Consider the following 24,937-nt stretch of genomic DNA (forward strand, 5'->3'; position numbering starts at 1 on the left):
CGCCGCCGTACCATAGATGTCATGACTGCAAGCAAGAGCATTCGCATGGAGGATCCGGAGCGGGAGCAGAACCCCGACCAGGGCACCGGTACGGCCGTTCTGGACCGTCCGGACACCGAGACCGCCGAGAAAACCCGGCTGAACGACCAGGGCGATGCCGACCGGTTCGCCCACTACGTCTCCCGTGAGCGCATCGCCGAGTCCAAGCTGACCGGTCGGCCTGTCGTAGCTCTCTGCGGCAAGGTCTGGGTGCCCAAGCATGATCCCTCCCAGTATCCGGTTTGCCCGGACTGCAAGCGCATCTACGAACAGATGACCGGCGGCAGCCACTGATCGCTACCGAGCGGTCCAGGCTGCTTCAGGACTGTTTGCCCAGGGCGATCCGATCGATAGTCTCCAGCTCTTCCTGGCTGAAATCGGCCGACTGCACAGCCTTGAGATTATCCAGAATCTGCTCGGGCTTGGAGGCGCCGATGAGCACCGAGGTGACAGCGGGGTCCCTGAGCAGCCATGCCAGGGCCATCTCTGCCAGACTTTGGCCGCGTTGACGGGCCAGGTCGTTCAGCGCCTGGATCTGCTTCAGCCGCTGTGGGGTCAGGGCGGACTCCTTGAGGAAGCGACCGTCGGCACGAATCCGGCTGTCCTCGGGAATCCCATGCAGGTAGCGGTCGGTCAGCAGTCCCTGGGCCAGCGGGCTGAAGGTGATCAGTCCCTTTTTTTCTTTCAGCACTGCCTGTTTGAGACCGTTGTCCTCGATGGTTCTGTCGAAGATGGAATAGCGGTTCTGGTTGATGACGAAGGGGACGTGCATCTCGGTCAGGATGGCCGAGGCCCGTGCCATGGTCGGCCCGTCGTAGTTGGACAGTCCCACGTAGAGGGCCTTGCCGCTGGTGACCGCCTGGGCCAAGGCACCCATGGTCTCTTCCAGAGGCGTGTCCGGGTCGGGGCGGTGGTGGTAGAAGATATCCACATAGTCGAGTCCCAGCCGTTTCAGACTCTGGTCCAGTCCGGACAGCAAATGCTTGCGTGAGCCGAAGTCCCCGTAAGGGCCGGGCCACATTTCATAACCGGCCTTGGTGGAGATGACCAGCTCCTGGCGGTGGTGGCTGAAGCACCGTCGCAGGATGATTCCCATGTTGCGCTCGGCGGCGCCTGGTCCGGGCCCGTAATTGTCGGCCAGGTCGAAGTGGGTGATGCCATGGTCGAAGGCCGTCGTGCACAGCTCCTGCATATGTTCCAGGGGCGTGGTGTCACCGAAGTTGTGCCAGCAGCCCAGGCAGATGGGCGGCAGTTTCAGGCCGCTGTCGCCGCAGCGCCGGTAGGTTGTGGAATCGTATCGGCTCGGGTCGGGCTGGTAGGTTTCGGATTGCACGCTCATCAGATGCTCCTCACTATGGTGGGCAGGACTGGTTCGCCCTTCATCAGGCTCAGGGCGTTGATGGGCATCTCCTCAAGGGCCTTGGCCCGGTGCTCCCGGGCATCCAGAACGGCCTGCCCACCCTGGTACTGTGGCATGTTCTGGCCATGGTCCACATAGGTGACCAGCAGATCCCGCCAGTCCTGCTCAGGCTTATAGGCTGCCAGAGCCTCCTCGGCACCCGAAATGACGTGCTCGGCGTCGGCCACTCCGTTGTGGTAGGAACGGTAGGCCAGCTTGCGTCCCGGCACCGAAGCCTTGCCCACCGACTTCTTGGCGACGGCCTGCATAACCCCGTCGGAGTTCTCCCGCTCGGTCAGTTTGTAGACCATGGCGCAGGTGGGGGCTCCCGAACCGGTGACCAGCATGGTGCCCACCCCGTAGGAGTCAACCGGAGCGTCCTGCAGGGAGGCGATGGCGTACTCGTCCAGATCGTTGGTGACGGTGATGGTGGCCTTGGTGGCTCCCAGTGAGTCCAGCTGGGCGCGGACCTGCTGGGCCAGCGAGCCCAGGTCTCCGGAGTCGATGCGGACCCCGCCCAGCTCTGGTCCGGCCACCTCGACGGCCGTCCTTACGGCCTCCTCGATGGAGTAGGTGTCGGTCAGTAGGGTTGTTCCCTTGCCTAGGGCCTGAATCTGCCCTTGGAAGGCCTCGCGCTCGCTGTCATGCAGGAGGGTGAATGAATGGGCTGCGGTTCCGATGGCCTTGAAACCGTATTTTTTGGCTGCCAGCAAGTTTGAGGTTCCTTGGAATCCACCGACTATGGCCGCTCTGGCTGCCGCTACGGCCGCATATTCGTTGGCCCGACGCGCGCCCATGTCCATGCAGGGCCGGCCCTTGGCTGCGGTGACCATGCGGGAGGCAGCCGAGGCCACGGCCGAGTCGTAGTTGAGTATGGACAGAATCAGGGTCTCCAGCAGGGTGCACTCGCCGAAGCTGCCTTCGACCTGCAGAATGGGGGAGTCGGGGAAGAATATCTCGCCCTCCCGGTAGCCGCGGATGGTACCGGTGAAGCGGAAGTGCTCCAGCCAGTCGATGGTGGTCTGGCTGACGATGTGACGGTCGGACAAAAAGCGAAGCTCATCCTCGCTGGGCTGGAAATCCGCCAGCGCATCCAGAATCCGCCCAGTGCCTGCTACCACTCCGTAGCGGCGTCCTGCCGGCAGATGTCGGGTGTAGACCTCGAAGACGGATTGGCGTCCGGCCGTGCCGTCCTGCAAGGCGGCGTCCAGCATGGTGTATTCGTACATATCGGTCATCAGAGCCGTGGAGGTTCCGGTGTCCCTACTGTTGTTTTCGGCGTTCATATCTTCCCCTTTGTGGGTGGAAAAGCCTTTGGTTGGCACCCAGTCTAATCCTCTGACCACCTGGCTCGCCCTGCCCTCCCACGGTCGGGATAAGCTGGTCCGCATGAGATTCGTTGTGGGTATCTACCGATTGCTGATCGCCTTTTTCTGCCTGGGCGGCACCTACGAGGCTTGGCTGCTGGGGATCGGCAATAAGTGGGTCTATTTTACTTTCCAGACCAATATCGCCTTAGGTCTGGTCATGCTCTGGGCCGGAGCGGCCACCCTGCTCAAGGGCATCCAGCCTCCAGCTTGGCTCAAAGGTTGCCTGACGCTCTACATCGTCATCACCGGGTTGGTGGCCATTCTGGTTCTGGGGCTGAACAGTACGGATTACAAGCTGGTCCTGGGCATCCGGACCACATGGATGATTCACGTCATCAGCCCCATCCTGGCATCGGTGGACTTCCTCTTGTTCGACCCTCATCGTCGTTTCCACTGGCACAACGTACTTACCTGGCTGATTTATTTCCCCTTCTACGTAGCTTTTGTGCTGATCAGGGCCGCCATTTGGCCTCATTCAGGACCGGAGCCGGGCGGAAACCCCTACCCCTATGCCTTCTTGGACCTCGGACACCTGGGCTGGGCCCAATTGATGGTTAACCTGGCTGAGTACCTGGTCGTCTTCTTCGCCCTATCGCTGGTCATCTTCCTGATCGATCGCATCCTGCCGGCCAAGACACCGCTGACCATTGATCGGTAGACGGCTGACGGAATAATGGGGACCAGACCAGGGGAGCCTGGGCGGAACGGAAAGGATCATCACTGATGGTTGCTATCAAGGACATGCTCCAGGAGGGTGCCGTGCTACGGCCTGACGGCAGGGCGGCTGATGAGTTGCGACCGGTCGTCATCACCAGGCATTGGACGGAGGCGCCTGAGGGATCGGTGCTGATCGAGTGTGGCAAGACCCGGGTTATGTGCACCGCCTCCTTTACCCCGACGCTGCCCCGTTGGCGCAAGGACTCCGGCCTGGGTTGGGTTACGGCCGAGTATGCCATGCTTCCCAGGGCCACCAGCGACCGGACTGCACGAGAATCGGTCCGGGGAAAGGTCGGCGGCCGCACCCAGGAGATCAGCCGGCTGATAGGCCGTTGCCTGCGCGGTGTGGTGGATATGAAGGCTCTGGGCGAGAATCAGATTCAGCTTGACTGCGACGTGCTTCAGGCCGACGGCGGCACTCGTACCGCCTCAGTCACCGGCGCCTATGTGGCCATGGTCGATGCCCTCAGATGGGCCCAGGACCACCATCACATCCGTAGCGCCGACAAGGTGACCAAGGATTGCGTCTCGGCCGTCTCGGTGGGCATCATCGATGGCAAGCCCATGCTGGACCTTCCCTATTTGGAAGACAGCCGGGCCATGACTGATATGAACGTGTCAATGACAGGCTCCGGCGATTTCATAGAGATACAGGGAACGGCGGAGCATCGCCCCTTCAGCCGTCAAGAGCTCGGCCTTTTGCTGGACCTTGCATCCAAGGGGAACAAGGAGCTTCAGGCCGCTCAGCGCAAGGCTCTGGCAGCTGACTGACGCCCGGGGCGGGCATTTTAGCGAAAAGGATCGGTATGGGGCAGGTCAAAACAGTGGTTGTGGCCACACACAACGAGGGCAAACTACGTGAGCTTCGTTGCATACTTGACGGTTTCCTGGCCGATGAGGGTCAGAGGATTGAGTTGGTTTCGGCCGGCCAGTTGGGCCTGCCCGATCCGGTAGAGACCGGCACCACTTTTCAGGAGAACGCCCTTCTCAAGGCTGGGCAGGCTGCCCATGAGTCCGGTCTGCCCGCGCTGGCGGACGACTCGGGGCTGGTCGTTGATGTGATGGGCGCCGCCCCGGGGATCCTTTCGGCAAGGTGGAGCGGCCGTCACGGCGACGACCAGGCCAACTTGGAGCTCTTGCTGAACCAGCTGAACGACATTCCTGACGACCACAGGGGAGGGCGGTTTGTCTGTGCTGCCGCCCTGGTCGTTCCGGATGTGCCAGGATATGCCGTCCGTGGGTGCCAGGTGACCAGGCTTGGCGAGATGCCTGGAACCATCATCCGCCAGGCACGTGGGGAAAACGGGTTCGGCTACGACCCGATCTTCGTACCGAGGAATCAGCCGCAGGGCACCGGCAAACAGCGACTGCTAACCTCGGCGGAAATGACCTCGGACCAGAAGAATGCCATATCGCACAGGGGCAAAGCATTGGCAGCCATCATGCCGATTCTCGTCAGCTGGGTGCTGGGGGACGGCCATATAAAAGGCTCATAGGCCTGGCGGAGTCAACACCGTGAATGGCCGTGGAATACCGGCTGTGAAAACACCCTATTTGAATCCCAGATTACGCCTTCAATTTCGGTACCCTTAAAGCAAGTAAGGGGGATAGAAGACACCGTAAATGAAGATGCGGCACTTGTGATCTAAGGTTTTGTGGCCTGCACTGGGACATATCAAGCGTGCAGTCCATCTGATCCTAGAGATGGTCTCATCGTGGTGTGGGGGGTAGCGTGTTGAAGCATTTGCAAGAACGGGGTACTAAGGGTCCACAGCATGTGGATTGCCCTATCATCGCTGTTTTGATAACTCTGTTGGCGACGCTGGCCATGGTCGTTCCCCTCGGGTTGAGCGCTCTTTCGGCAAACCAGGCCAATGCCACCGATGCGCAAGGCGCAACAGCAAGCGCAAAGCCGTTGCTCTATAAACTTCTGGCTTATAATGACAAAATTGATTCCTACGAGGATGAGCTGCGCATGGACTTCATCCTGCGTGTGAAGCATGGCGCATTCGATCCGCAATGCCAAAACGGGGATGATTCCTCTGCGGCTGGAACGCAAACTTGTGCATTGTCTTTCTTCTACGAATTCGAGGGAGAGACCAGCAAAACGCACTATCGGCGACTGCGTTATATGCAGACCATACCGTCAGACAGCAGTGATCCCAATAATCCAACTTCTATTGCCGACCCTGGCGCTGGTGCAGTGAAATGGGCGTATAACCAGAACGAATACTTCACGGTCCACAAGGTGATCAACTCTGGCCTTTATGATTTTCTGGTAATCTCCATTGAAGGAGATTTGTCTTATGGAGACAAAAACGATAACTCGCAATATTACCAGGTGGGGGGTTATCCTCAGCCGCTCAACCTCTATGCGGTTGTTGGTCCGCAGAATACTGTGACCTGCGGCTCTTCCCCGTGGGCTTATAATAGTGATGATTGCTATGACTTCCATCCTGAATCTTTGGTCGGTTTAGGCGATACGGTCTCCAACATCACTGCAGATCAGGGGAAAAACATAAAGCTGTACATGGGCGATTGCTACGCCAACGATCCGAACCGCTGCAGCGGGCCTGCATCCTTTGTCGGCTGGGACAATTATCCGGTGCTGTGGAGCGGGCATCAGGCCAACTGGGGCCTGGTAACCGATTATGGGCTTTCAGTTGATCTGGGAAACAATCAGAGCAAACCCTATAACCCAGGGATAGCACCGCCCAACTCCTTCTTTGTCTATTGGTTCAATGTCCGAGGCGGGAGCAATATATGCTCCAAGACCGATTCTTACTACTACCAGTGGGTTGGTCTTAAAAACAGCCAGTGGATGCCTGTCGATTCCTTGACCCCCAAACCCGTACTGTTAGGCAATAAACAACAAATCAGCAAGAACAATGCAAAGACAACCTCCTGGGGCATTCAATACGATGTGGGAACCAACAACGCTAATAATTCCGGCGTTCAAGCCTCGAATATGGCGCAGCCGGCGACAGGTCAAGCAAACGAGCTGAACGTGAACGCAGCGAATCCGACTGGTCCGCAGGCAAAAGACGGGTCAATCGATTTCAAACGCATTACGGAACAAGAGGGCTTCGACGGGTACTTCAAGCTGGTCACCTGGCCTGTGACCAGGAATATGGATGACACCGGCACCAGCAACAACTGCACGGTCAACCCAGAAGTATACAACCCAATGCGAGTGGGTCTTGCCGGCATAACGGACGATATGGATGCTACGCAAAAGGATAAGAATCTGGACACGGGATGGACCATTGACACTGCCTTCTATAAGTATGATGTGCCACGTCCCAACGATCCGACCATAACCAACATCCAGAATGATGCCGACGGCTCCTTGAATGCCTCGGGGAGCGTCTATACCGGCACGCTTGATCCGGTGGTCAGCGGTGAGTGCACTCCCTCCAAAGACGACACGCATCCCAACACGGTTACCCTTTATGGCGAGGATCCCAGCAAACCCTTCAAGGAAGGGCAGAGTAAGAGCAGTGACGACTTGGTGAAAAGCTCGGACAACTGGGGGTTCAAACTGGGAGAGACCGTATGTAAGGTCGATCCCAAGAGCAAGCAGGGAGGGTCCTGGCAGATACAGGACACCAACAAGCAGTATCCGTCGCCTGATCCCGGCAATAAGTATAACGGCTACAGGCGCTATCACGCCTGGGTAACTGAGTCAGCCTCCGGGTTTGGTTTGACCTCGCTCTTCTCGAACATAGGAACAGCCTATTTCGTCTCCAACGAGAAGGCTCCCGACGGCAAGCTCTCTGTAACGGTGCCCCATACAAAAAACGGGAATCTGCCGGCAAACTCGGTCGTCACCTTGAAGGGCACGGTTTCACCCATATATACAGCCTGGTCTTCGGGAGGTCTGGGGATGACCGATTCCAAGATGGCCATTTCCATGAAACAGAACACTGCCTCGGACTGGACCAGTCTGGTGACCACACCGGCCAACACCTTCCAGAGGGACTCGGCGGTCAATACTACTGTGCCTTCCTTCACGGACCCCGCGTCAGGATCTGTGCTGAATGTCGTCAAGACGACGGCTTCCACATGGTCCTGGAGCTTGAACATACCAGCTGACAAATTCAAGGCCTACAACGGTGACGACGAGACAGAAAAGTATACCTTCCAGGTCAAGATGATCAACCCGCTGAATGCCCCTTCGGATCCGGTTTCCATCAATCAAAAGGTCGACATCACGCCAACCACTCTGACCTTGGAACGGTATGACGTCTTCCAAGTAGGAGGGAAAGCATACAAGTATGTCAACGGTAATACAAGGATTCCTGAGACCAAAGGCACTCTGGTCCATATAACCTGGCCCGGCAATACAAGCACCGATGTCGCTGTGGGAGACCAGGGTTCATGGCAGGCGAGTACCCCTGAGGGGATAAACAAGGGGGTAATCACTGCCCAGGTTTCTTCCGATGATGCTGAAAGCGCTGATCCTCAAAGCGGCAACTTCAAGGGAGGAAACGAGTCAGCCACAGTGTCGCACGAGCTGGAATTCCGGCCCTCCAATGCCTCCCTGCCCCTCACTGGAGGATGGCCGCTTTCCGTGCTCAAGATACTGTCGATGCTGGCACTGGGTCTGGTCGGCTTTGTCGCCTGTCTAAGGAACAGGCAAGAGAGCCGATACTGATTCTCCGGCATAAGGCAGGGTCTGCACTCGTATCCATGGAATTTGGGGTATGAGCGCAGACACTGCTGGTGTTTCCTGTGCGCGAGATGGGACTCGAACCCACACGTCCGAAGACACAGGAACCTAAATCCTGCGCGGCTACCATTACGCCACTCGCGCGTACGACATACCTCGCCGTTTAAAAAGCAGCTGGTAGAAGAGCCACTTGACAGAATCGAACTGTCGACCTTCTCATTACGAGTGAGACGCTCTGCCAACTGAGCTAAAGTGGCCTTCGCCTCCCGTCCGGACATGCCGGAAGAAGACAACATGCTACATCATACTGGATGCGCGCGATAAAAAACGCCTTGGGCTTCGGACCGAGGGTGTACAAGCTTCTTGACACAATGGAAGGCATGGATCTCAATGATTTCTATGCCGTCATTCCGGCCGGTGGCGTGGGTACCCGGCTCTGGCCATTGAGCCGCCAGGACCGGCCCAAGTTCCTCTACGATCTGTTGGGATCAGGCAGAACAATGATCCAGGGCACCTTTGACCGGCTGGCTGGCATCTGCGGGGCCGATCATGTGGTCGTCTCCACGGGCCAGCGGCATGTGGACCAGGTGCGTCAGCAGCTTCCGGACCTGGCTGAGGACGCGCTCTTCGCGGAGCCTGTTCCTCGCGATTCCACGGCGGCTATAGCCTTGGCGACTGCTGTGCTGGCCCAGCGGCACGGTGGGGAAATCATCGTGGGCTCCTTCGCCGCCGACCACGTCATCCGAGACGACAAAGCGTTCGCTGCCTCAGTGGAGCAGGCGGTGGCAGCGGCCCGAGCCGGTTATGTGACCACCATCGGCATCGCAGCCTCTCGTCCCTCCACTGCCTTTGGCTATATCCACCAAGGCCCCTCCCTGGCCGATCGCATTCCCGAAGCTCCGGATGCCTGCCTGGTCAGCGAATTCGTCGAGAAGCCGGATGCCTCTACGGCGCAGGCCTACCTGTCAACAGGGGAGTACCGATGGAATGCCGGCATGTTCGTCATGCAAGCGCAGGTGCTCCTTGACTGCCTGCATCGTTACAAGCCGGAGCTCCACGCCGCAGTTATGGCTATTGCCCAGGTCTGGGACCAGGGTGAGCAGGACCGCAGCCAGGCCATGGAGGAGCACTGGCCGGGCATCGAGAAGATCGCCTTCGACTATGCCGTAGCCGAGCCACTATCGGCGGCTGGCGGCGTAGCGGTTGTTCCCGGGGGCTTCGATTGGGATGATATCGGCGACTTCAATTCAGTGGCGGGTTTGCTTCCGTCGTCCAACAGACGCAACATCAAGATTCTGGGTGATGCCGACCGGGTCATGTACTTGGATTCAGCTGGAGACATGGTCGTGCCCGGCTCCGAACGCACGGTCGCCCTTCTTGGTGTGGATGACATGATCGTCGTCGACACTCCCGATGCTCTCCTGGTGGCCCCTCGGGCCCGCAGCCAGGAGGTCAAGGACATGGTGGCCAAGCTGGCCCAGTACGGCTGTGACGACATACTCTGAGAGCGATCCGGTCCGGCTAAGAAGATTGGCCGATTTTGTTGTCTTCTGTCTGCTTTTGTGAGTAGTTTGGGATACAGAACCGGGTGCTCGGCAGACCGGGCATCACCTCATGAAAGGACCCGAACAACCATGGCCATCAATCCTCCAGTGGACGCTACCAGCACCAAGGCCTGGGCGGCCTTGCACCAGCACTTCGACGACATGCAGCGCCAGGGGATCGATCTGCGCGCATGGTTCGCCAAGGACCCGCAGCGCACCGAAAAGCTCAGCTTCGAGCTGGGCGATCTCTATATCGACCTGTCCAAGAACCTGATTCAGCCCGAGACCTTGTCCCTGCTGGCCCAGCTGGGCCGCGAGGTCGGCCTTGAGGAGCGGATCGAGGCCATGTTCAACGGCGAGCACATCAACAACACCGAGGACAGGGCCGTTTTGCACACAGCCCTGCGCCGTCCCGAGGAGGACCGCGGCCGACTGATCGTGGACGGACAGGATGTGGTGGGCGACGTCCGCGACACCCTTAAGCGCATCTATGCCTTTGCCGACCAGGTCCGCTCGGGCAGCTGGACCGGTCTGACCGGCAAGCGGATCACCACGGTGGTCAATATCGGCATCGGTGGCTCCGACCTGGGCCCGGTCATGGCCTACGAGGCCCTGAAGCCTTATGCTGATGCCGGCATCAGCGCCCGCTACATCTCCAACATCGATCCCAACGATCTGGCCGAGAAGACGCGCGATCTGGATCCGGAAACCACGCTCTTCATCATCGTCTCCAAGACTTTCACCACACTGGAGACCCTGACCAACGCCCGCCAGGCCCGCGCCTGGCTCCTGAAGAGCCTTGGGGAGCGTGGCCTGCTGTCCAAGGACGGCCAGGACCTCTCGGCTGAGGCCATCCGTCGGCACTTCATCGCCGTCTCGACCGCCCTGGAGAAGGTGCGCGACTTCGGCATCGATCCGGACAATGTCTTCGGCTTCTGGAATTGGGTCGGCGGCCGGTACTCGGTGGATTCCGCGGTGGGCACCTCCCTGGCCATTACCATCGGCCCCGAGCGCTTCGAGGAGTTCCTCAAGGGCTTCAACACCGTAGACCGCTACTTCCGCGCCACCCCTCTGGATCGGAACGTTGTGGCCCTGATGGGTCTGCTCAACGTCTGGTATGTCAACTTCTTCGGTGCCCACTCGCACGCCGTGCTGCCCTATGACCAGTATCTGCACCGCTTCCCGGCCTACCTGCAGCAGCTGACCATGGAGTCCAACGGCAAGTCCGTGCGCTGGGACGGCACCCCGGTGACCAGCCTGACCGGAGAGATCTTCTGGGGGGAGCCCGGCACCAACGGCCAGCATGCCTTCTACCAGCTGATCCATCAGGGCACCCGTCTGATTCCTGCCGATTTCATCGCCTTCGCCAACACCCCCAACCCGGCCAAGGACGGCGACCAGGACGTGCACGAGCTCTTCCTGGCCAACTTCCTGGCCCAGACCAAGGCATTGGCCTTCGGCAAGACCGCTGATGAGGTTCGCGCCGAGGGCACTCCCGAGGCCATAGTCCCTGCCCGCGTCTTTACCGGCAACCGGCCCACCACCTCCATCTTCGGCGATGCGCTGACCCCGGCGGCTCTGGGCGAGCTGATCGCCCTTTATGAGCACATCACACTGACCGAGGGCACCGTCTGGGGCATCGATTCCTTCGACCAATGGGGAGTTGAGCTGGGCAAGAAGCTGGCCCGCGAGATCACCCCGGCCATCTCCCGGGACGACCAGGCGCTGGCCGAGCAGGACCAGTCCACCAAATCCCTGATCGCCTTCTACAGGGCCCACCGCCGCTGATGTCCGGCCGGGCCCTTGCAGGTCCGGCTCGTGGTATATTATTGGACAGTTGTTTGCCGGAAGGGTAGTTGCCGCATGGGCTCCCTTCCTTTCAGGTCCAGCCGGATGCTCCGGCGGATCGGCACCCCCGACGGCAGACCGTCGGGTTCCGTCCAGGATTGCATCCTTTGATGGTTGCGGTCCATGTCATGGGTCGATGTGCGGCGGCCATGGAGGAACAGCATGAACGCGATTCAGGAATTCGACGCCAGCCACATGAAGCCTGCGGAGCAGATCCCCGACTTCCGCCCCGGCGATACCGTTGAGGTCAACGTCAACATCACTGAGGGCAACAACTCCCGTATCCAGGCTTTCACGGGCGTAGTGATCGCCCGTCAGGGCTCCGGCGTGCGCGAGACCATCCTGGTGCGCAAGGTCAGCTTCGGCGTGGGTGTCGAGCGCCGCTTCCCTCTGCACTCCCCGCAGATTGACTCCATCAAGGTGCTGCGCCACGGTCGTGTCCGCCGCGCCAAGCTTTACTACCTGCGTGGTCTGCACGGCAAGGCCGCCCGCATTGTCGAGCGGCGCGACAACAAGGCTGAGTCCGACAAGTAGGATTTTGTCGGGGCGATCCAGCCCAGACCTTGGCCGTAAACACCCGGGATGCAGTTCTCCCGGGTTTTTTCATGCTTGGGTGTGTACGCTATGAGGCATGCGGGACCTATTCTGTTAGTTAGTGTGTGGTTTTCTGCGGATGACAAGGAGTGAATATGGCCTTTCGGGATGAGGAAGCGACCCCGTCAGGACTCTGGTACCCGGACGGCAGGCAGGCCGCCTCAGCCCCGGTGCCGCCCCGTCATGCCCACGACCACCCTGGTGGACGCGGCTCCGCCAGGGGCAGCCACCCACGTCTCGGCGAGCGTGGCTTTCTGCCCGAGTTCCTTTTCGAGCTGGTTGTCCTGCTGGTAGTGGTCTCCATCCTGCGCATATTTTTGATTTGCAACTACATCATCCCTTCCGGCTCCATGGAGAACACCTTGGGCATCGGGGATAGAATCCTGACCACTCATAGGCTGACCAGATCCATGGTGGCTCCCCGCCGTGGGGATGTGGTGGTCTTTACTGATCCAGCTGACTGGCTCGGTGATGAATCCTCGCCCAGCTTTCGTGGCAATCACCTGGTCAAACGCCTGATTGGCATGCCCGGCGACACGGTGGCCTGCAAGGGTCATGGCGCCCCGGTCACCGTCAACGGTGTAGCCCTTGACGAGAGCTCCTACCTGCGCCCAGGAGTAGAGCCAAGCTCCTTCCCTTTCAAAATCAAGGTCGATCCTGGGCATGTCTTCGTCATGGGCGACAACCGCTCCAACTCTGCAGATTCCCGCCTGCACAAGGACGACGGCCATAATGGTCTGGTTCCCATAGACAACATCAAAGGCACTGCGTTGCTGACCTATTACCCGGTGGGCAGCTGGAAGTTGCTGAATAACCAGCACAAGGTTTTCGACGCAGTGCCCGACCCGAAGCAGGACTGACCCGGCTGTGAGGCGGATTCTGCCAACCCTGGCCACCGAGGCTGCCTTGGCTGACCAGGGAGCTGAGTATGTGCTGGGCTTGGACGAGGTCGGCCGGGGAGCTCTGGCAGGTCCGGCCATGGTTGGCGTGGTGGCGGTCAGGTCCTCCGACCTGCCCCATTTGAAAGTCCCTGACGGGGTGGCGGATTCCAAGATGCTGACCCCTGCGCGTCGGCTGGCCATGTATCGTGATCTAGAGGACTGGGCTGCCGGCTGGGCGGTGGGGGCCTGCTCCAACCATGAGATCGATCAGTGGGGCATCGTTCACGCCCTGGGCATCGCCGCCCTGCGTGCGCTGGCCGAATTGGAGCATGGGATGGACCTGGGGCCTGACTGCTGCCTGGCTGCCATCCTTGACGGCCCCCATGACTACATCACCCCGGCCGCCGACAGCTTTGACGCCCCCGACATCCCGGTTCTGCCCAAGGTGTCCACCCAGGTCAAGGGTGATGCCCACTGTGCCAGTGTGGCCTGCGCAGCGGTCATCGCCAAGGTCACTCGTGACCAGCTCATGGTTCGGCTGGCCGCCTCCGATCCCACCCTTGCCCCATACCAGTGGGAGCACAACAAGGGCTATGGGTCGCCAGCACACCTGGATGCCATTCGGCGTCTGGGGCCCAGCCGTCTGCATCGGGTCAGCTGGCATTTGCCTTTATCCGGTCCCGGCAGGGGCTAATATCGGAACGGTCGAAACGGCTATCGGAAGAAGGTCACATGCCCGCAGGCAGCGGGGGCAGGTCACGGTCCAAGCGCCCCTCCATGTTCGAGGTTGCCCGGCTGGCCGGTGTCTCCCACCAGACTGTGTCCAGGGTCATCAACAATTCCAAGGACGTCTCGCCGGCAACCAGGGTCAAGGTGCAGCAGGCCATCAGAAAGCTGGGCTACCGACCCAGCAACTCTGCGCGGGCACTGGCATCCAGCCGCAGCCGAACCATCGGACTGGTGGCTGGCGGTGTCAGTCTCTTTGGACCTGTCTCATCGATCACAGCCATTGAGACCGTGGCCCGTTCCCATGGCCTGTTCATGTCGGTCATGATGGTGGACGAGTCAACCTGCACGCTTGCCGGATTCCAGGAGCTCTGCGGCACCTTCCTGGAGCAGAATGTGGATGCCTTCATCTTTCTGACGCCCACCGACACCATGTTCCAGGCCGCCTGTCAGGTAGAAGTGAGCCAGCCCCGGGTCATCGTCACCTCCACGCATGGCATCACCAGCGTCGAAGAAGCCCTGAGCCACCGGCGGGGCGACGGCCGGATAGCTCTGACCGGAATCGATCAGTGGGGCGCTGTGCAGCGTCTGGCCCGGCTGCTGGTCTCCCGGGGCCATCGGCGAGTGCTGTATATGGCCGGCCCCTCTCAGTGGCGGGATGCCGCCACTCGGCTGGCCTCCTGGAAGGTGGCCTGCGCCCGCTGCCGCATACGAACGGCCGTGGTCCACGCCCGCAGCTGGGAGGCGGGGGAGTCCTACACGCTGATGAACCACTTGATCGATCAGCGTGGCATGAGCGGCACCTCCATGCCCTCAGCCGTGGTTACCGCCAACGACAACCAGGCCGTGGGCGTGGCCCGGTCCCTGCAGGAGCACGGCATCCGTATTCCCAGTGACATCAGCCTGGTGGGCTTTGACGACGTTCCAACGGTAGACAACATGTTTCCGCCGCTGGCCACGGTTCGCCCCCGCTTTGAGGATCTGGGCGTGGCTACGATGCGGCAGGTCCTGGCCCTGCTTCACCAGGGACAGCCGGTGGACTTCCCGGTCACCCACCATGGGGTGGGGCTGATCCAGGCGGACGTGATTCAGCGTCGGTCCCTGGGCTACGCCGTCAAGCGCCTCTGACTACCGTCGGCCCGCATTCGGCGGGCTTGCCTGATGCTCTGGTCTCAGATACAATTGTAACCAGACTATGTGAGCGTTAACATATCAGGCAAAGGAGCGGACATGGTTCTTGGCGAACAAGGCGTCATCGTTAGCGAATTACAGGAGGGCGCGACCAGTCTGGGCATCGAATTCGGCTCCACCCGCATCAAGGCTGTGCTGATCGACCATGACTACCGGACGCTGGCCGCAGGGGACGTCGAGTGGGAGAACCGGCTGGAGGACGGCCTCTGGACCTACTCCATGGACCAGATCCATCAGGGTCTGCAGGCGGCCTATGCGGCCATGGCCGAGGATGTCCGCCGCCAGTATGGGGTGACGCTGACCAAGATAGGCGCCATGGGAATTTCGGCCATGATGCACGGCTACCTGGCCTTCGACAAGGATGGTCGGCTGCTTGTGCCATTCCGCACCTGGCGCAACACCAACACCCGCCAGGCCCACGAGGAGCTTTCGCAGGCTTTCAAGATCAACATTCCCGAGCGCTGGTCCATTGCCCACCTTTACCAGGCCATTTTGAACGGCGAAGAGCATGTGCCCAAGGTGGCCTATATCACCACCTTGGCCGGCTACATGCACTGGAGGCTCTCCGGCCGCAAGGTCATCGGCATCGGCGATGCCTCGGGCATGTTCCCCATCGACTCCTCCCGCAAGGAGTTCGACCAGGGCCTGCTGGACATCTTCTCCAGACTGCCCCAGGTCCAGGCCCAGCCCTGGGACATCCACGACCTGTTGCCTGAGCCATTGACCGCCGGCAGCGATGCGGGCGCGTTGACCGCAGAAGGGGCCGCCCTACTTGATCCCAGTGGTCAGCTGCAGCCCGGCGTACCTATGGCCCCGCCCGAGGGCGACGCGGGAACCGGCATGGTGGCGACCAACGCGGTTCGTCCCCGCACCGGCAACGTGTCTGCGGGCACATCCATCTTCGCCATGGTGGTCCTGGAACATCCCCTGCGTGATTTCCATCCAGAGGTGGATCCGGTCACCACACCGGCTGGGGATCCAGCCGGCATGAGCCATGCCAACAACTTCACCTCGGACCTGAACGCCTGGGTGGGGCTGTTCGGGGAATTCGCCAAGGCCGCCGGTCTGGATCTCAAGGGGGATGCGCTCTACGCCACCCTGTTCAACCAGGCCCTTCTGGGAGACAAGGATGCCGGCGGGCTGATCAACTACTGCTTCTATTCCGGGGAGTTCCTGGCTGGTCTGGAGGAGGGCCGGCCCGTCTTTGCCCGCGGCCCCGAGGGACGGATGACCCTGGCCAACTTCATGCGTGCCCAGCTCTTCTCGGCCTTCTCGCCGGTCACCATCGGCATGGATGTGATGACCCGCCAGGAGCATGTCCAGGTGGACACCATGGTTGGCCATGGCGGCATCTTCGCCACCCCTAAGGTGGCCCAGCGAATCCTGGCCGCAGCCTTCAATGCCCCCATCAAGGTCATGTCCACTGCTGTCGAGGGGGGCGCCTGGGGCATGGCCGTTCTGGCCGACTACCTGGGTCATGCCGACCAGACCCTGGCCGACTACCTGGATGCCAATGTCTTTGCAGGGGTCCAGTCCACAACAGAGCAGCCGGACCCGGCTGATGTGAAGGGCTTCAGAGCCTTCTTCGACCGCTTCACCAAGGGCCTGCCCATCGAGCAGGCGGCTGTGAAGACCATCCCCCTGCAGGGATGAGGCCGGTAGCTGAAAACGTCAAGCGGCCGGATTAGCAGGATCGGGCCGGGAAAAGGAGTTGCTGATGGTGTCCTTGGCTGATTATTCGCCCGAGGTGCGCGACGAGGTGAAACTGGTGCGCGAGCAGGTGGCCACCCTGCATGCGCAATTGACCAGGTGGAATCTGGTGGTCTGGACGGCGGGCAATGTCTCGCAGCGGTTGCGTTCTGCCGATCTGATGGTCATCAAGCCCTCGGGGGTGCGCTATGAGCACCTGACCCCGGGCTCCATGGTGGTCACCGATCTGAATGGCAACGTGGTCGACGGTGCCGAGGCCCCCTCTTCGGACACGCTATCGCACGCTTATATCTACCGGCATATGCCCGAGGTCTATGGCGTGGTCCACACCCATTCCACCTATGCCACCGCCTGGGCGGCCACCGGCAGGGATATTCCCTGCGTGCTGACCATGATGGGTGACGAGTTCGGCGGTCCCGTGCCGGTCGGTCCCTTTGAGCTGATCGGCTCCGAGGCCATCGGCAAGGGCGTGGTCGACACCCTCAAGGATCACCCGGGCTGCCCGGCTGTGCTCATGCGCAACCATGGGCCCTTCACCGTGGGGGCCGATGCCGAGGCTGCTGTCAAGGCGGCGGCCATGACCGAAGAGGTGGCCCACACGGTCTGGGCGGCTGAGCAGATCGGCACGCCCAAGCCCATCGATCCGGCCGACATAGCCAAGCTCAACGACCGGTACCAGCACGTCTACGGCCAGCACTGAGTTGGAAAAAATAAGCAAAGGAGCAAGTATGAGCATGAAAAATCCCTTCGAGGGCAAGGAGCTTTGGTTCGCCGTTGGTTCGCAGGACCTCTACGGCGAGGAGACTCTGCGCCAGGTGGGCGTCCAGGCGGCGGACATCGCCAAGTCCCTCAACGACTCTGGGCGGATCCCGGTCAAGCTGGTTCTGAAGCCCACTCTGAAGGACTCGGATTCCATCCTGAATTTCATGGTCGATGCCTCGTCGAACCCGGCCTGCATCGGCGTGGTGGCCTGGATGCATACCTTCAGCCCGGCCAAGATGTGGATCAGAGGTCTGGAGAAGCTGCGCAAGCCGCTACTGCAGCTGAACACCCAGCATCATGTGGAGATCCCCTGGGACACCATTGATATGGACTTCATGAATCTGAACCAGTCGGCCCACGGCGACCGTGAGTTCGGCTACATCCTGACCAGGCTGGGAATCCCGCGCAAGATCGTGGTCGGCCACTACACCGACCCCGAGGTTGCCGACAAGATCGGCGTCTGGGCTCGCGCCTGCGCCGGCTGGGATGCCGCCAACAATATGAAGGTCTGCCGCTGGGGCGACAACATGCGCGACGTTGCCGTCACCGAGGGCGACAAGACCGAGGCCGAGCGGGTCTTCGGCGTCTCCGTCAACACCTGGCCGGTCAACGAGCTGGTGGACCATGTGAACGCCGTCACCGACGACCAGGTCAAGGATCTGATCGAGGACTACAAGCGCAGCTATGAGGTGGCTCCCGAACTTTTGGACTCCCGGTACGACTCCCTGATGGTGGCCGCCCGCGAAGAGCTCGGCATGCGGGCCATGATGGAAGAGGTGGGTGCCACTGCCGCCGTGGACAACTTCCAGGATCTGGGAGGCCTGCGTCAGCTGCCCGGCGTGGGAGCTCAGCGGTTGATGGCTGACGGGTACGGATTCTCGGCAGAGGGCGACTGGAAGACATCGGTTCTGATTCGGATCGGCAACGTCATGGGCTACGGGCTCAAGGGCGGCTGCTCGCTCATGGAGGACTACTCCTACAACTTCGTGCCCGGCCATGAGGAGATCATGGGCGCCCACATGCTGGAGGTCTCGCCCACGCTGTTGACCGAGGGACGGCCCCGCCTGGAGATCCACCCCCTGTCTATCGGCGAAAGGGAGGATCCGGTGCGCCTGGTCTTCACGGCTACGCCTTGCACCGATGCTGTGGTCGTCTCCTTGGCGGATGTGCGCGAACGCTTCCGCCTGGTCATGAATGTGGTGGATGTGGTCGAGCCCGGCGGGTCCTTGGCCAAGCTGCCCGTGGCACGTGCGCTCTGGAAGCCGCGGCCCTCGCTCAAGGTCTCGGCTGAGTGCTGGCTGCGCGCCGGCGCAGCCCACCATACCTGCATGACCACCACTGTGGGCCGTGAAGCCTGGGAGGACTTCGCACGCATGGCTGGTGTGGAACTCGCCGTCATCGACGAGAACACTGAACCCCGGCGCTTCGAGGCCGACCTGCGTGCCGCTGAGCTCTACCATCGGCTGAATAACCGGCACTGAGCGCCTGTTCCAGAAGATAGCAAGGCCCCGCCACTGCACATGTGGCGGGGCCTTTACATATTCGGCTTGTCGGTTTGCGTTGTCACAATTTTGTCGGTACAGTGATGATTAGGCAATGGGAACAGTGGCATGTCCCAAAGTTGACATAAAGCCCACCCCCCTGAGTCGGGGAAGTGATCGGTTGGGGAGGCGAAGATGTGCCTGGCCATCCTGTGCCTATTAATACAGAAGGGAAAGCGTGCATGCACATGCAACGAGATAATGAAGGGATAAGGCTCCCTAAGCTTTTAGGCTTGGCGGTCGCCGGAGCGACGCTCCTAGCGGGCATGGTCGTTCTGCCAGCCACCCAGGCTTCAGCCGCTAACGATGATTATGGTTACAAAACTGAAGATGACTTCATACCAGGGGCGATGACCAGTGAGACGCCTACTCTGACGGTCACTAAGTTCCTCTCTCTCTCTGGTGGTCTTAACCCCACCGGTTCTGCTAATGATCTCGATCAGTTGAAGGAAAATCACGATCTGCTGCCCGCCAAGGATATTTTGTTCAATGTCCAGGAAGTGACGCATGCAGATGGCCAGAGTTTAGCTGATATTAAGCCGGGCGACTCTAGTACTTATAAAACGCTTGGCACCCAATACGCTGGTGTTACCGATGGCCAAGGCGTCATTAGTACATGGTATGAGGCCGACACAACTGCAGCTAATCTTGGTAAGATTGCCAACGCAAAAGAAAACGGGCAGCCTTCAGAGACATCTACGGTGAAGGCTTTCCAACCGGCTAAAGATGGTGTAGGGCATTACTACATCTTGACGGAGAATACAGATAAATCCTGGGCGTTCGCTAGTAAGAATCCCAATAAACTCGATTCGTCAAAGTACACTCCTGCTGCTCCTTCGTTCTTCGGTTTGCCCTATGCTACACAGGCACTGACTGGTACAAAGCAGACTGGTTATATCTACCATCTGCATCTGTATCCCAAGAATGTGAACAGTACTGTCTTCTCCAAGACTGTGCAAAATGTTTACGATTCTAAGGGTGGAGTCAAGTCTCAGCGTACAGCAGTCGCAGGTGACAAAATTGATTACAAGCTGACTCAAAAGATATATGCAGATAGTGCCCCTGCAACAGGTGATGGAAAGCTTGATGTTACTGAGCTGGCTGGAAATTTCGCAGATATCAAGATTTCTGATCGTATGTCCACTGCTCTGAAAGTGGATGATAATGGCTTCAATGTGGCTGTTCATTATAAGGACGGCACAGGAAACCAGGTAGACACGGTCTTGACGAAAGACACAGACTACAAGCTAGATAATGTTAAGAATCCTGATCGGTTGGTCGGCACAGGCAAGATGTTCACTACAAGCGACAGTAACTCGAATTACTACAATTTCACGTTCTTCAGTACTGCTTTTGCTAAAACTCTGAGAGACAGTGCCAAGGCCGATATTCATGTCGATGTCACCTACAGCGCTACGGTAACTCCAGATGGAGATTCTACTGCAACTAATGGTGTCGCCAATGATGCAGCTTCCGATTACCGCGAAAATAAGGGAGCTCCCACGTCTGAGCATACCAACGTCCTCAATGCTGTGTTTGTCTTTGGCTCCATAAAATCTAAGGATAAAGACTACGCCGCACTGCCTGGCACGGTATACAGACTGATTCAGGATCAAGATCATCCGGATTCATACCTTGGTACAGATGGTAAATTCTATACCGAAGCCGCAGCTGATAAAGCGGGTGTTCAACTCTACAAGGCTACGGCTAATGAACAAGGTGTAGTAGCTTTCGCAGGTCTACCTATTTTTGGCCCCGCAGCCTCCGCACAAGCTGAGGGTTCAGATGTCAAGACGGTACAGGATGTTCACTGGGTCCTCGAAGAAACTTCGACCCCCTCCGGATGGCGTAAGCCCATTTCTCCATTTACTGAGGTAACGTACTCAAATGTGAAAGGTCAGACTGAGGATCAGCTCGCTCAGACCTATGGTACTAATGGTGCTATAGAGCCAGCGTATGGTTCGTTGAACTTCGGTCAATTCAACGTGACTCCTGCCGAGCATAATACAAAGCAGGACCCATTGAAGTACAACAATGTAGATGTTCAAAAGTACCTGATGCATTATGAAGAGGGTGCGGCTGATGCTCCATTGTCGCTGCCTCTAACAGGTGGTCGCGGTATCGTGCTCCTGCTGGTCGTCGGTGCTCTGCTTATGGGTGGTGCTCTTTACGCACGTAGTCGGCGCAACAACGCCGCCCGGGCCTGATGATGCGGTCACATTAGAAATTATGTGAGGTGACCTGATGGCGGACGGTTCCTCTGTGAATCGTCCGCCATTTTCATACGGACCTTGTTTAGAGTCGGTTCGTACATGTCGGGGCCGTTGGTCTGGTGTCATTTAGGCCAGCGGATCTGACGCAACCACGTCGTCGAAAGGCGGCCTTGGAAGGGAAGGTTTATGAAGGGAATTGCCTTGCCGAAATGCCTCACCCGCCGGGTCCTGCCCTGTCTGATTGTGGTCTTGGCCTGTTTAGGTCTGACTGCTTTCGATATGACGCCGGCGGCAGAGGCGGCGACGGTCAACCCGACCCTGACGGTGCAACTCAAGAGAGGACATTCAGGTAAAGGTGATCAGAATGACATCCTGCCGAGTGCTCCTGTATCGGCTGGAGCAGGGTATATATTTCGTGCCCTTAGACTGGATCCCACTACTCTGAAGAGCCGGGTGAAGGCACTTGACCAGAATCCTGGCGCTGATAAGGCTCAAGCGGCTATCAGCAGCGAGGTGGCAGCTAACCCGGATGCTTTCAAGGATAAGAAACAGCCCGCCGAATACTACGGTGTTTCTGATCAGGCCGGCACCATCACCAACGCGTCAGAAGCAAAATCTCAGGGTGTCTGGCTCACAGGAGCCCATCTTGATCTAGAAGCGTCGACACTGACAGGAGGAAGCCCAGCTGTTTTTGACGGAGACTACTTCAATGCCTCATATTGGCTGGTCACTTTAGTATCGCCACCAAAGAGCGAAAAAGTGAAGGTAGATCCTGTAGTTGTGCAGTTGCCGCTCTACCGGAAGCAGGGTGAGGTTCATCCGCTGTACGATGTAACCATTAGTCCTAAGCTCGTTGACGTGCCTCAGGATGAGTTTCAGAACGGAACCCAAACTGGGAATGGGATCCAGACTGTTCCTGTCGCGAGATCAGGACCACGAAAGCTGGCAGCTACCGGTGTATCCATGGTAGCCCCTGGCATTCTGCTCTTGATTCTGGCCGTGATAGGCCTCTACTTGGCAATCGTTGCGCGCTCCTGGAACCGGGATAAGCGCTAGGTATTCTCTCATAGTCATACCGGTATGATGTCGTCTCGAGATATCAACGGCGTCTGTGAGGGTGTATAAAGGACCGGCGGCATCATACAGGTGCCGCCGGTCTTTGTATGCCAAAAGCTATTTATAGTTATTAACTGGACTATTTGAAATGCAGCACGAGGAAGGCTATAAATGGACCAGAATACTGACTCGGCTACTATGAGCCCAGCTCATGTCACCGGCAACGGTGATGTTGCAAATGCGTCCATTCCTGCAGGGCAAGCGGATATGCCGCCTACCTATGCTCCTAGTTCTGATCTGCCGCCATCCTTTCCCCCATTGGCAGCACCTAAGGACCGCGGTACTTCAGACTTGCATGGTTCAAATGCAATAGCAGATCCAGTGTCAGTTTCGGGCCAAGCCAAGTCATTGGCCCCGATAATCGTCGTTTCAGGAAATCATCCCAAAGAAATAGATAAGCAAGGCAATGCTGGTCAGATTACTGTGACAGCATCCAAACAGACAAAGAAGGGTCGAAAGACAGCCAAGTCCGGTCGAGGATTCGGGCTCCTGGAGACTCTGGCATTTCTGATTGGTCTGGCGATCTTCCTCTATCCTCTGTTGGCCGCCTATGTGAACTATTACCAGGATTCCTCTGCAATGGACAACTACGATCAGATTGTGGAGGCTCTTTCGCCGGCACAGCGCAGAGCCATGTGGCGCGATGCCAAGAAATATGACGAGGAATTGGGCAAGCCTACACTGAGAGACCCCTTCAAGTACAAGGAAGTCAAGGAGCCACTGGGTCGCTACTACAAAACCCTCAATGTAGATGGCAAGGGCATGATGGCATATGTGGAGATTCCCAAGATCAACCTTAAGCTGCCTGTGCGGCACGGTACCAGCGACGCGGTTCTCAAGGACGGCACAGGGCACATTGCCACGACTCACGTGCCGACTGACAACCGAACCATCCACTCCGTCATCACCGGGCACACCGGCGAAGTCGGCTACATGCTTTTCGATAACCTGACCCAGTTGCGCAAAGGGGACGTCTTTCAGGTACGAGTACTCAAGCGGCATATGAGCTATAAGGTAGACCAGATTAAGATCATTTTGCCTACTGACGTCAGCGCACTGCAGCCAGTCCAGAATTCCAACTATGTGACCCTGCTGACCTGCTATCCCTATGGCGTCAACTCTCACCGTTTGATTGTACGCGGGCACTATATCGGCGATGACGTGCCCCCTACCCAACCTGAGGGTGCGCCCATTTACATGGTCTGGGTCCTCCTGGCCCTGTTTTTTGCATGCCTTGTGGGTTGGTACCTGCTATCACGTCGCCGGCGCAACTGTCGTCACGACCTGGAGCAGATGGAACATCTGGAATCTCAGGCGACAGGACCCGGGACCATGGGAGAGCCGCTGGCCACGATCATGGTCAGCCATGGGCAGGAGACCCGATCAGAAGCCAACCGCCGTCGTCGATTGATCAAAACACGGCGAATCTGCAGCGCTCTCATGTGGCTGTTGGCTGTACTCGGCTTGTTCTTCGCCTGGGGTTCGGTCGGGATGATGATGAGAATCGGCTTCCTGCCCGTATTCGACCTTGGCTACCACTGGTTCGATACCCATCTGATCTACTTCTTCGGCATTACCAAATTCTAGGCCTGTGCATGTGTGGACACGTTTGACCACGTGGGCCTGTTCTACTGTAATTGGGCTTTTGCCCGGCTCTAGAATGGAGCGAGCATGGCCCGGCAGACTGCTGGGCCGCGTCTGGAAAGGTGTGGACCGTGACAGCAGTTCCTGACATTCTATTGTCTGATGGCAATCGCATTCCGCAGGTGGGCCTGGGCGTGCTCAGGATCGACGATGATCAAACCGCTGGAGTAGTGCAATCTGCCCTGGAACTGGGTTATCGTCACATCGATACGGCAGCGGGCTACCGCAACGAGGGCGGTGTGGGCCGTGGCCTCAAGGCTTTCCGTTGCCAGAGTAGTCCTGAGCGTGCCAAACTGTGGTTGACCACCAAGCTGCGTGATTCCGAACAGGGCTATGACAGCGCTCTGCGTGCCTTCGACCGCCAGCTGGCCCTGCTTGGCACTGACTATGTCGACATGTATATGATCCACTGGCCAACACCGTTCGATTGGCGGGCCGACCAGGTTTGGCGCGCTTTCCATCGGCTGCGCGATGAAGGGCGGGTGCGGACCCTAGGGGTCTGCAACTTCCTCCCAGAGCATCTGGAACGGCTACACCGGGAGACCGGGGAATATCCTGCCGTGGATCAGATTGAGCTGCACCCCAGCTGGCAGCAGCGCACGGTGACGGTCTTCTGCAAGGAGCACGGTATCGCCGTCCAGGCATACTCGCCATTGGCGCGCGGTGCAGACCTGACAGCAGGAGGCGGAAGGCTGGAGAAAATCGCACAGGCCCATGGGGTCACGCCGGCTCAGGTGGTACTGCGCTGGCATATTGAGAACGGGACCATTATCATTCCCAAGTCTGTCCATCGAGAAAGGCAGGCGGAGAACCTGGACCTCTTTGGCTTCAGCCTGACCACTGAGGAGCATGCCGCCATCGATGCGATGGATTCCTCGGTGCGCGCAGGACACGACCCGATGACCTATGCCTACGCCTGACCGCTATGATGGATGATTCATGCATGCAGTCGACATAGGAGGTATCGGCG

The 24,937-nt window shown here is 58.9% G+C and carries 20 protein-coding genes and 2 tRNA genes; 18 read left to right on the forward strand and 4 right to left on the reverse strand.

The features are described 5' to 3' along the window. The first annotated feature begins 21 nt into the window (after positions 1-21). Positions 22-333 (forward strand): DUF3039 domain-containing protein, encoded by a 312-nt coding sequence (locus DKK74_RS01455; protein WP_024627652.1) that lies wholly within the window; start codon positions 22-24, stop codon positions 331-333. A gap of 25 nt (positions 334-358) precedes the next feature. Here the strand turns inward: DKK74_RS01455 and DKK74_RS01460 are convergent, their stop codons facing one another. Next, the gene (locus DKK74_RS01460; protein WP_110412442.1) at positions 359-1,378 is read right to left on the reverse strand and encodes an aldo/keto reductase; all 1,020 of its coding nucleotides are present in this window, start codon (positions 1,376-1,378) and stop codon (positions 359-361) included. Beyond that, complete coding sequence (locus tag DKK74_RS01465) at positions 1,378-2,724, reverse strand: nicotinate phosphoribosyltransferase (RefSeq protein ID WP_110412443.1); 1,347 nt, start codon at positions 2,722-2,724, stop codon at positions 1,378-1,380. The genes DKK74_RS01460 and DKK74_RS01465 overlap by 1 nt, the downstream gene beginning before the upstream one ends. Before the next feature lie 103 nt (positions 2,725-2,827). Between DKK74_RS01465 and DKK74_RS01470 the strand changes: the two genes are divergently transcribed. The 4 genes from DKK74_RS01470 (at position 2,828) to DKK74_RS01485 (ending at position 8,182) form a co-directional block, all read left to right on the forward strand. Next, positions 2,828-3,466: a Pr6Pr family membrane protein gene (locus DKK74_RS01470; RefSeq protein WP_046323644.1), complete on the forward strand. Its 639-nt coding sequence runs from the start codon at positions 2,828-2,830 to the stop codon at positions 3,464-3,466. Positions 3,467-3,531: 65 nt separating this feature from the next. Further along, positions 3,532-4,296 carry a ribonuclease PH gene (gene rph / locus DKK74_RS01475; RefSeq protein ID WP_046322477.1) on the forward strand — a complete coding sequence of 255 codons (765 nt, stop codon included), beginning with the start codon at positions 3,532-3,534 and terminating at the stop codon, positions 4,294-4,296. A 35-nt stretch (positions 4,297-4,331) separates the two neighbouring features. Beyond that, on the forward strand, positions 4,332-5,021 hold the full coding sequence (gene rdgB, locus DKK74_RS01480; RefSeq protein ID WP_110412445.1) for an RdgB/HAM1 family non-canonical purine NTP pyrophosphatase: 690 nt from the start codon (positions 4,332-4,334) through the stop codon (positions 5,019-5,021). 332 nt (positions 5,022-5,353) lie between these two features. After that, entirely contained in the window at positions 5,354-8,182 is a 2,829-nt protein-coding gene (locus DKK74_RS01485) for a hypothetical protein (protein ID WP_258334402.1), read from the forward strand. A 78-nt stretch (positions 8,183-8,260) separates the two neighbouring features. Here the strand turns inward: DKK74_RS01485 and DKK74_RS01490 are convergent. Together DKK74_RS01490 and DKK74_RS01495 are read right to left on the reverse strand one after the other, a co-directional pair. Beyond that, positions 8,261-8,341 (reverse strand) — tRNA-Leu (locus DKK74_RS01490). 40 nt (positions 8,342-8,381) lie between these two features. Beyond that, a tRNA-Thr gene (locus DKK74_RS01495) sits at positions 8,382-8,454 on the reverse strand. Positions 8,455-8,577: 123 nt separating this feature from the next. Between DKK74_RS01495 and DKK74_RS01500 the strand changes: the two genes are divergently transcribed. The 13 genes from DKK74_RS01500 to DKK74_RS01560 all read left to right on the forward strand — a co-directional run bounded on the left by DKK74_RS01500 (position 8,578) and on the right by DKK74_RS01560 (position 24,887). Beyond that, positions 8,578-9,702 (forward strand): mannose-1-phosphate guanylyltransferase, encoded by a 1,125-nt coding sequence (locus DKK74_RS01500; protein ID WP_110412446.1) that lies wholly within the window; start codon positions 8,578-8,580, stop codon positions 9,700-9,702. 129 nt (positions 9,703-9,831) lie between these two features. Continuing rightward, positions 9,832-11,529, forward strand: coding sequence for a glucose-6-phosphate isomerase (pgi, locus tag DKK74_RS01505; RefSeq protein WP_110412447.1), 1,698 nt, complete (start codon positions 9,832-9,834; stop codon positions 11,527-11,529). Positions 11,530-11,751: 222 nt separating this feature from the next. Then, positions 11,752-12,123, forward strand: coding sequence for a 50S ribosomal protein L19 (rplS, locus tag DKK74_RS01510; RefSeq protein ID WP_046322486.1), 372 nt, complete (start codon positions 11,752-11,754; stop codon positions 12,121-12,123). Between the two features lie 155 nt (positions 12,124-12,278). Further along, entirely contained in the window at positions 12,279-13,043 is a 765-nt protein-coding gene (gene lepB / locus DKK74_RS01515; protein ID WP_181414861.1) for a signal peptidase I, read from the forward strand. Between the two features lie 7 nt (positions 13,044-13,050). After that, complete coding sequence (locus DKK74_RS01520; protein ID WP_110412448.1) at positions 13,051-13,758, forward strand: ribonuclease HII; 708 nt, start codon at positions 13,051-13,053, stop codon at positions 13,756-13,758. A gap of 38 nt (positions 13,759-13,796) precedes the next feature. After that, the gene (locus tag DKK74_RS01525) at positions 13,797-14,918 is read left to right on the forward strand and encodes a LacI family DNA-binding transcriptional regulator (protein WP_110412449.1); all 1,122 of its coding nucleotides are present in this window, start codon (positions 13,797-13,799) and stop codon (positions 14,916-14,918) included. A 102-nt stretch (positions 14,919-15,020) separates the two neighbouring features. Then, on the forward strand, positions 15,021-16,634 hold the full coding sequence (locus DKK74_RS01530; RefSeq protein ID WP_110412450.1) for a xylulokinase: 1,614 nt from the start codon (positions 15,021-15,023) through the stop codon (positions 16,632-16,634). A 64-nt stretch (positions 16,635-16,698) separates the two neighbouring features. Continuing rightward, entirely contained in the window at positions 16,699-17,391 is a 693-nt protein-coding gene (locus DKK74_RS01535; RefSeq protein ID WP_110412451.1) for an L-ribulose-5-phosphate 4-epimerase, read from the forward strand. Between the two features lie 28 nt (positions 17,392-17,419). Next, positions 17,420-18,934, forward strand: a complete 1,515-nt coding sequence (gene araA / locus DKK74_RS01540) for an L-arabinose isomerase (protein ID WP_110412452.1) — start codon at positions 17,420-17,422, stop codon at positions 18,932-18,934. A 242-nt stretch (positions 18,935-19,176) separates the two neighbouring features. After that, the gene (locus DKK74_RS01545) at positions 19,177-21,201 is read left to right on the forward strand and encodes an LPXTG cell wall anchor domain-containing protein (protein WP_110412453.1); all 2,025 of its coding nucleotides are present in this window, start codon (positions 19,177-19,179) and stop codon (positions 21,199-21,201) included. 192 nt (positions 21,202-21,393) lie between these two features. After that, positions 21,394-22,263 carry a hypothetical protein gene (locus DKK74_RS01550; RefSeq protein ID WP_110412454.1) on the forward strand — a complete coding sequence of 290 codons (870 nt, stop codon included), beginning with the start codon at positions 21,394-21,396 and terminating at the stop codon, positions 22,261-22,263. Between the two features lie 483 nt (positions 22,264-22,746). After that, a complete protein-coding gene (locus DKK74_RS01555; protein ID WP_181414862.1) occupies positions 22,747-23,910 on the forward strand; it encodes a class C sortase in 1,164 nt (387 codons plus the stop codon). A gap of 119 nt (positions 23,911-24,029) precedes the next feature. Continuing rightward, the gene (locus DKK74_RS01560; protein WP_110412456.1) at positions 24,030-24,887 is read left to right on the forward strand and encodes an aldo/keto reductase; all 858 of its coding nucleotides are present in this window, start codon (positions 24,030-24,032) and stop codon (positions 24,885-24,887) included. The last annotated feature ends 50 nt before the right edge of the window (positions 24,888-24,937 follow it).

This window comes from Bifidobacterium asteroides (genome assembly GCF_003202755.1).
Lineage (GTDB): Bacteria > Actinomycetota > Actinomycetes > Actinomycetales > Bifidobacteriaceae > Bombiscardovia > Bombiscardovia asteroides_F.

What these genes read in the sequence shown, in the direction of transcription:
- DKK74_RS01455 (WP_024627652.1), top strand. Translation starts at nt 22, where the DNA reads ATGACTGCAAGCAAGAGCATTCGCATGGAGGATCCGGAGCGGGAGCAG.
- DKK74_RS01460 (WP_110412442.1), bottom strand. Translation starts at nt 1,378, where the DNA reads ATGAGCGTGCAATCCGAAACCTACCAGCCCGACCCGAGCCGATACGAT.
- DKK74_RS01465 (WP_110412443.1), bottom strand. Translation starts at nt 2,724, where the DNA reads ATGAACGCCGAAAACAACAGTAGGGACACCGGAACCTCCACGGCTCTG.
- DKK74_RS01470 (WP_046323644.1), top strand. Translation starts at nt 2,828, where the DNA reads ATGAGATTCGTTGTGGGTATCTACCGATTGCTGATCGCCTTTTTCTGC.
- rph (WP_046322477.1), top strand. Translation starts at nt 3,532, where the DNA reads ATGGTTGCTATCAAGGACATGCTCCAGGAGGGTGCCGTGCTACGGCCT.
- rdgB (WP_110412445.1), top strand. Translation starts at nt 4,332, where the DNA reads ATGGGGCAGGTCAAAACAGTGGTTGTGGCCACACACAACGAGGGCAAA.
- DKK74_RS01485 (WP_258334402.1), top strand. Translation starts at nt 5,354, where the DNA reads ATGGTCGTTCCCCTCGGGTTGAGCGCTCTTTCGGCAAACCAGGCCAAT.
- DKK74_RS01500 (WP_110412446.1), top strand. Translation starts at nt 8,578, where the DNA reads ATGGATCTCAATGATTTCTATGCCGTCATTCCGGCCGGTGGCGTGGGT.
- pgi (WP_110412447.1), top strand. Translation starts at nt 9,832, where the DNA reads ATGGCCATCAATCCTCCAGTGGACGCTACCAGCACCAAGGCCTGGGCG.
- rplS (WP_046322486.1), top strand. Translation starts at nt 11,752, where the DNA reads ATGAACGCGATTCAGGAATTCGACGCCAGCCACATGAAGCCTGCGGAG.
- lepB (WP_181414861.1), top strand. Translation starts at nt 12,279, where the DNA reads ATGGCCTTTCGGGATGAGGAAGCGACCCCGTCAGGACTCTGGTACCCG.
- DKK74_RS01525 (WP_110412449.1), top strand. Translation starts at nt 13,797, where the DNA reads ATGCCCGCAGGCAGCGGGGGCAGGTCACGGTCCAAGCGCCCCTCCATG.
- DKK74_RS01530 (WP_110412450.1), top strand. Translation starts at nt 15,021, where the DNA reads ATGGTTCTTGGCGAACAAGGCGTCATCGTTAGCGAATTACAGGAGGGC.
- DKK74_RS01535 (WP_110412451.1), top strand. Translation starts at nt 16,699, where the DNA reads ATGGTGTCCTTGGCTGATTATTCGCCCGAGGTGCGCGACGAGGTGAAA.
- araA (WP_110412452.1), top strand. Translation starts at nt 17,420, where the DNA reads ATGAGCATGAAAAATCCCTTCGAGGGCAAGGAGCTTTGGTTCGCCGTT.
- DKK74_RS01545 (WP_110412453.1), top strand. Translation starts at nt 19,177, where the DNA reads ATGCACATGCAACGAGATAATGAAGGGATAAGGCTCCCTAAGCTTTTA.
- DKK74_RS01550 (WP_110412454.1), top strand. Translation starts at nt 21,394, where the DNA reads ATGAAGGGAATTGCCTTGCCGAAATGCCTCACCCGCCGGGTCCTGCCC.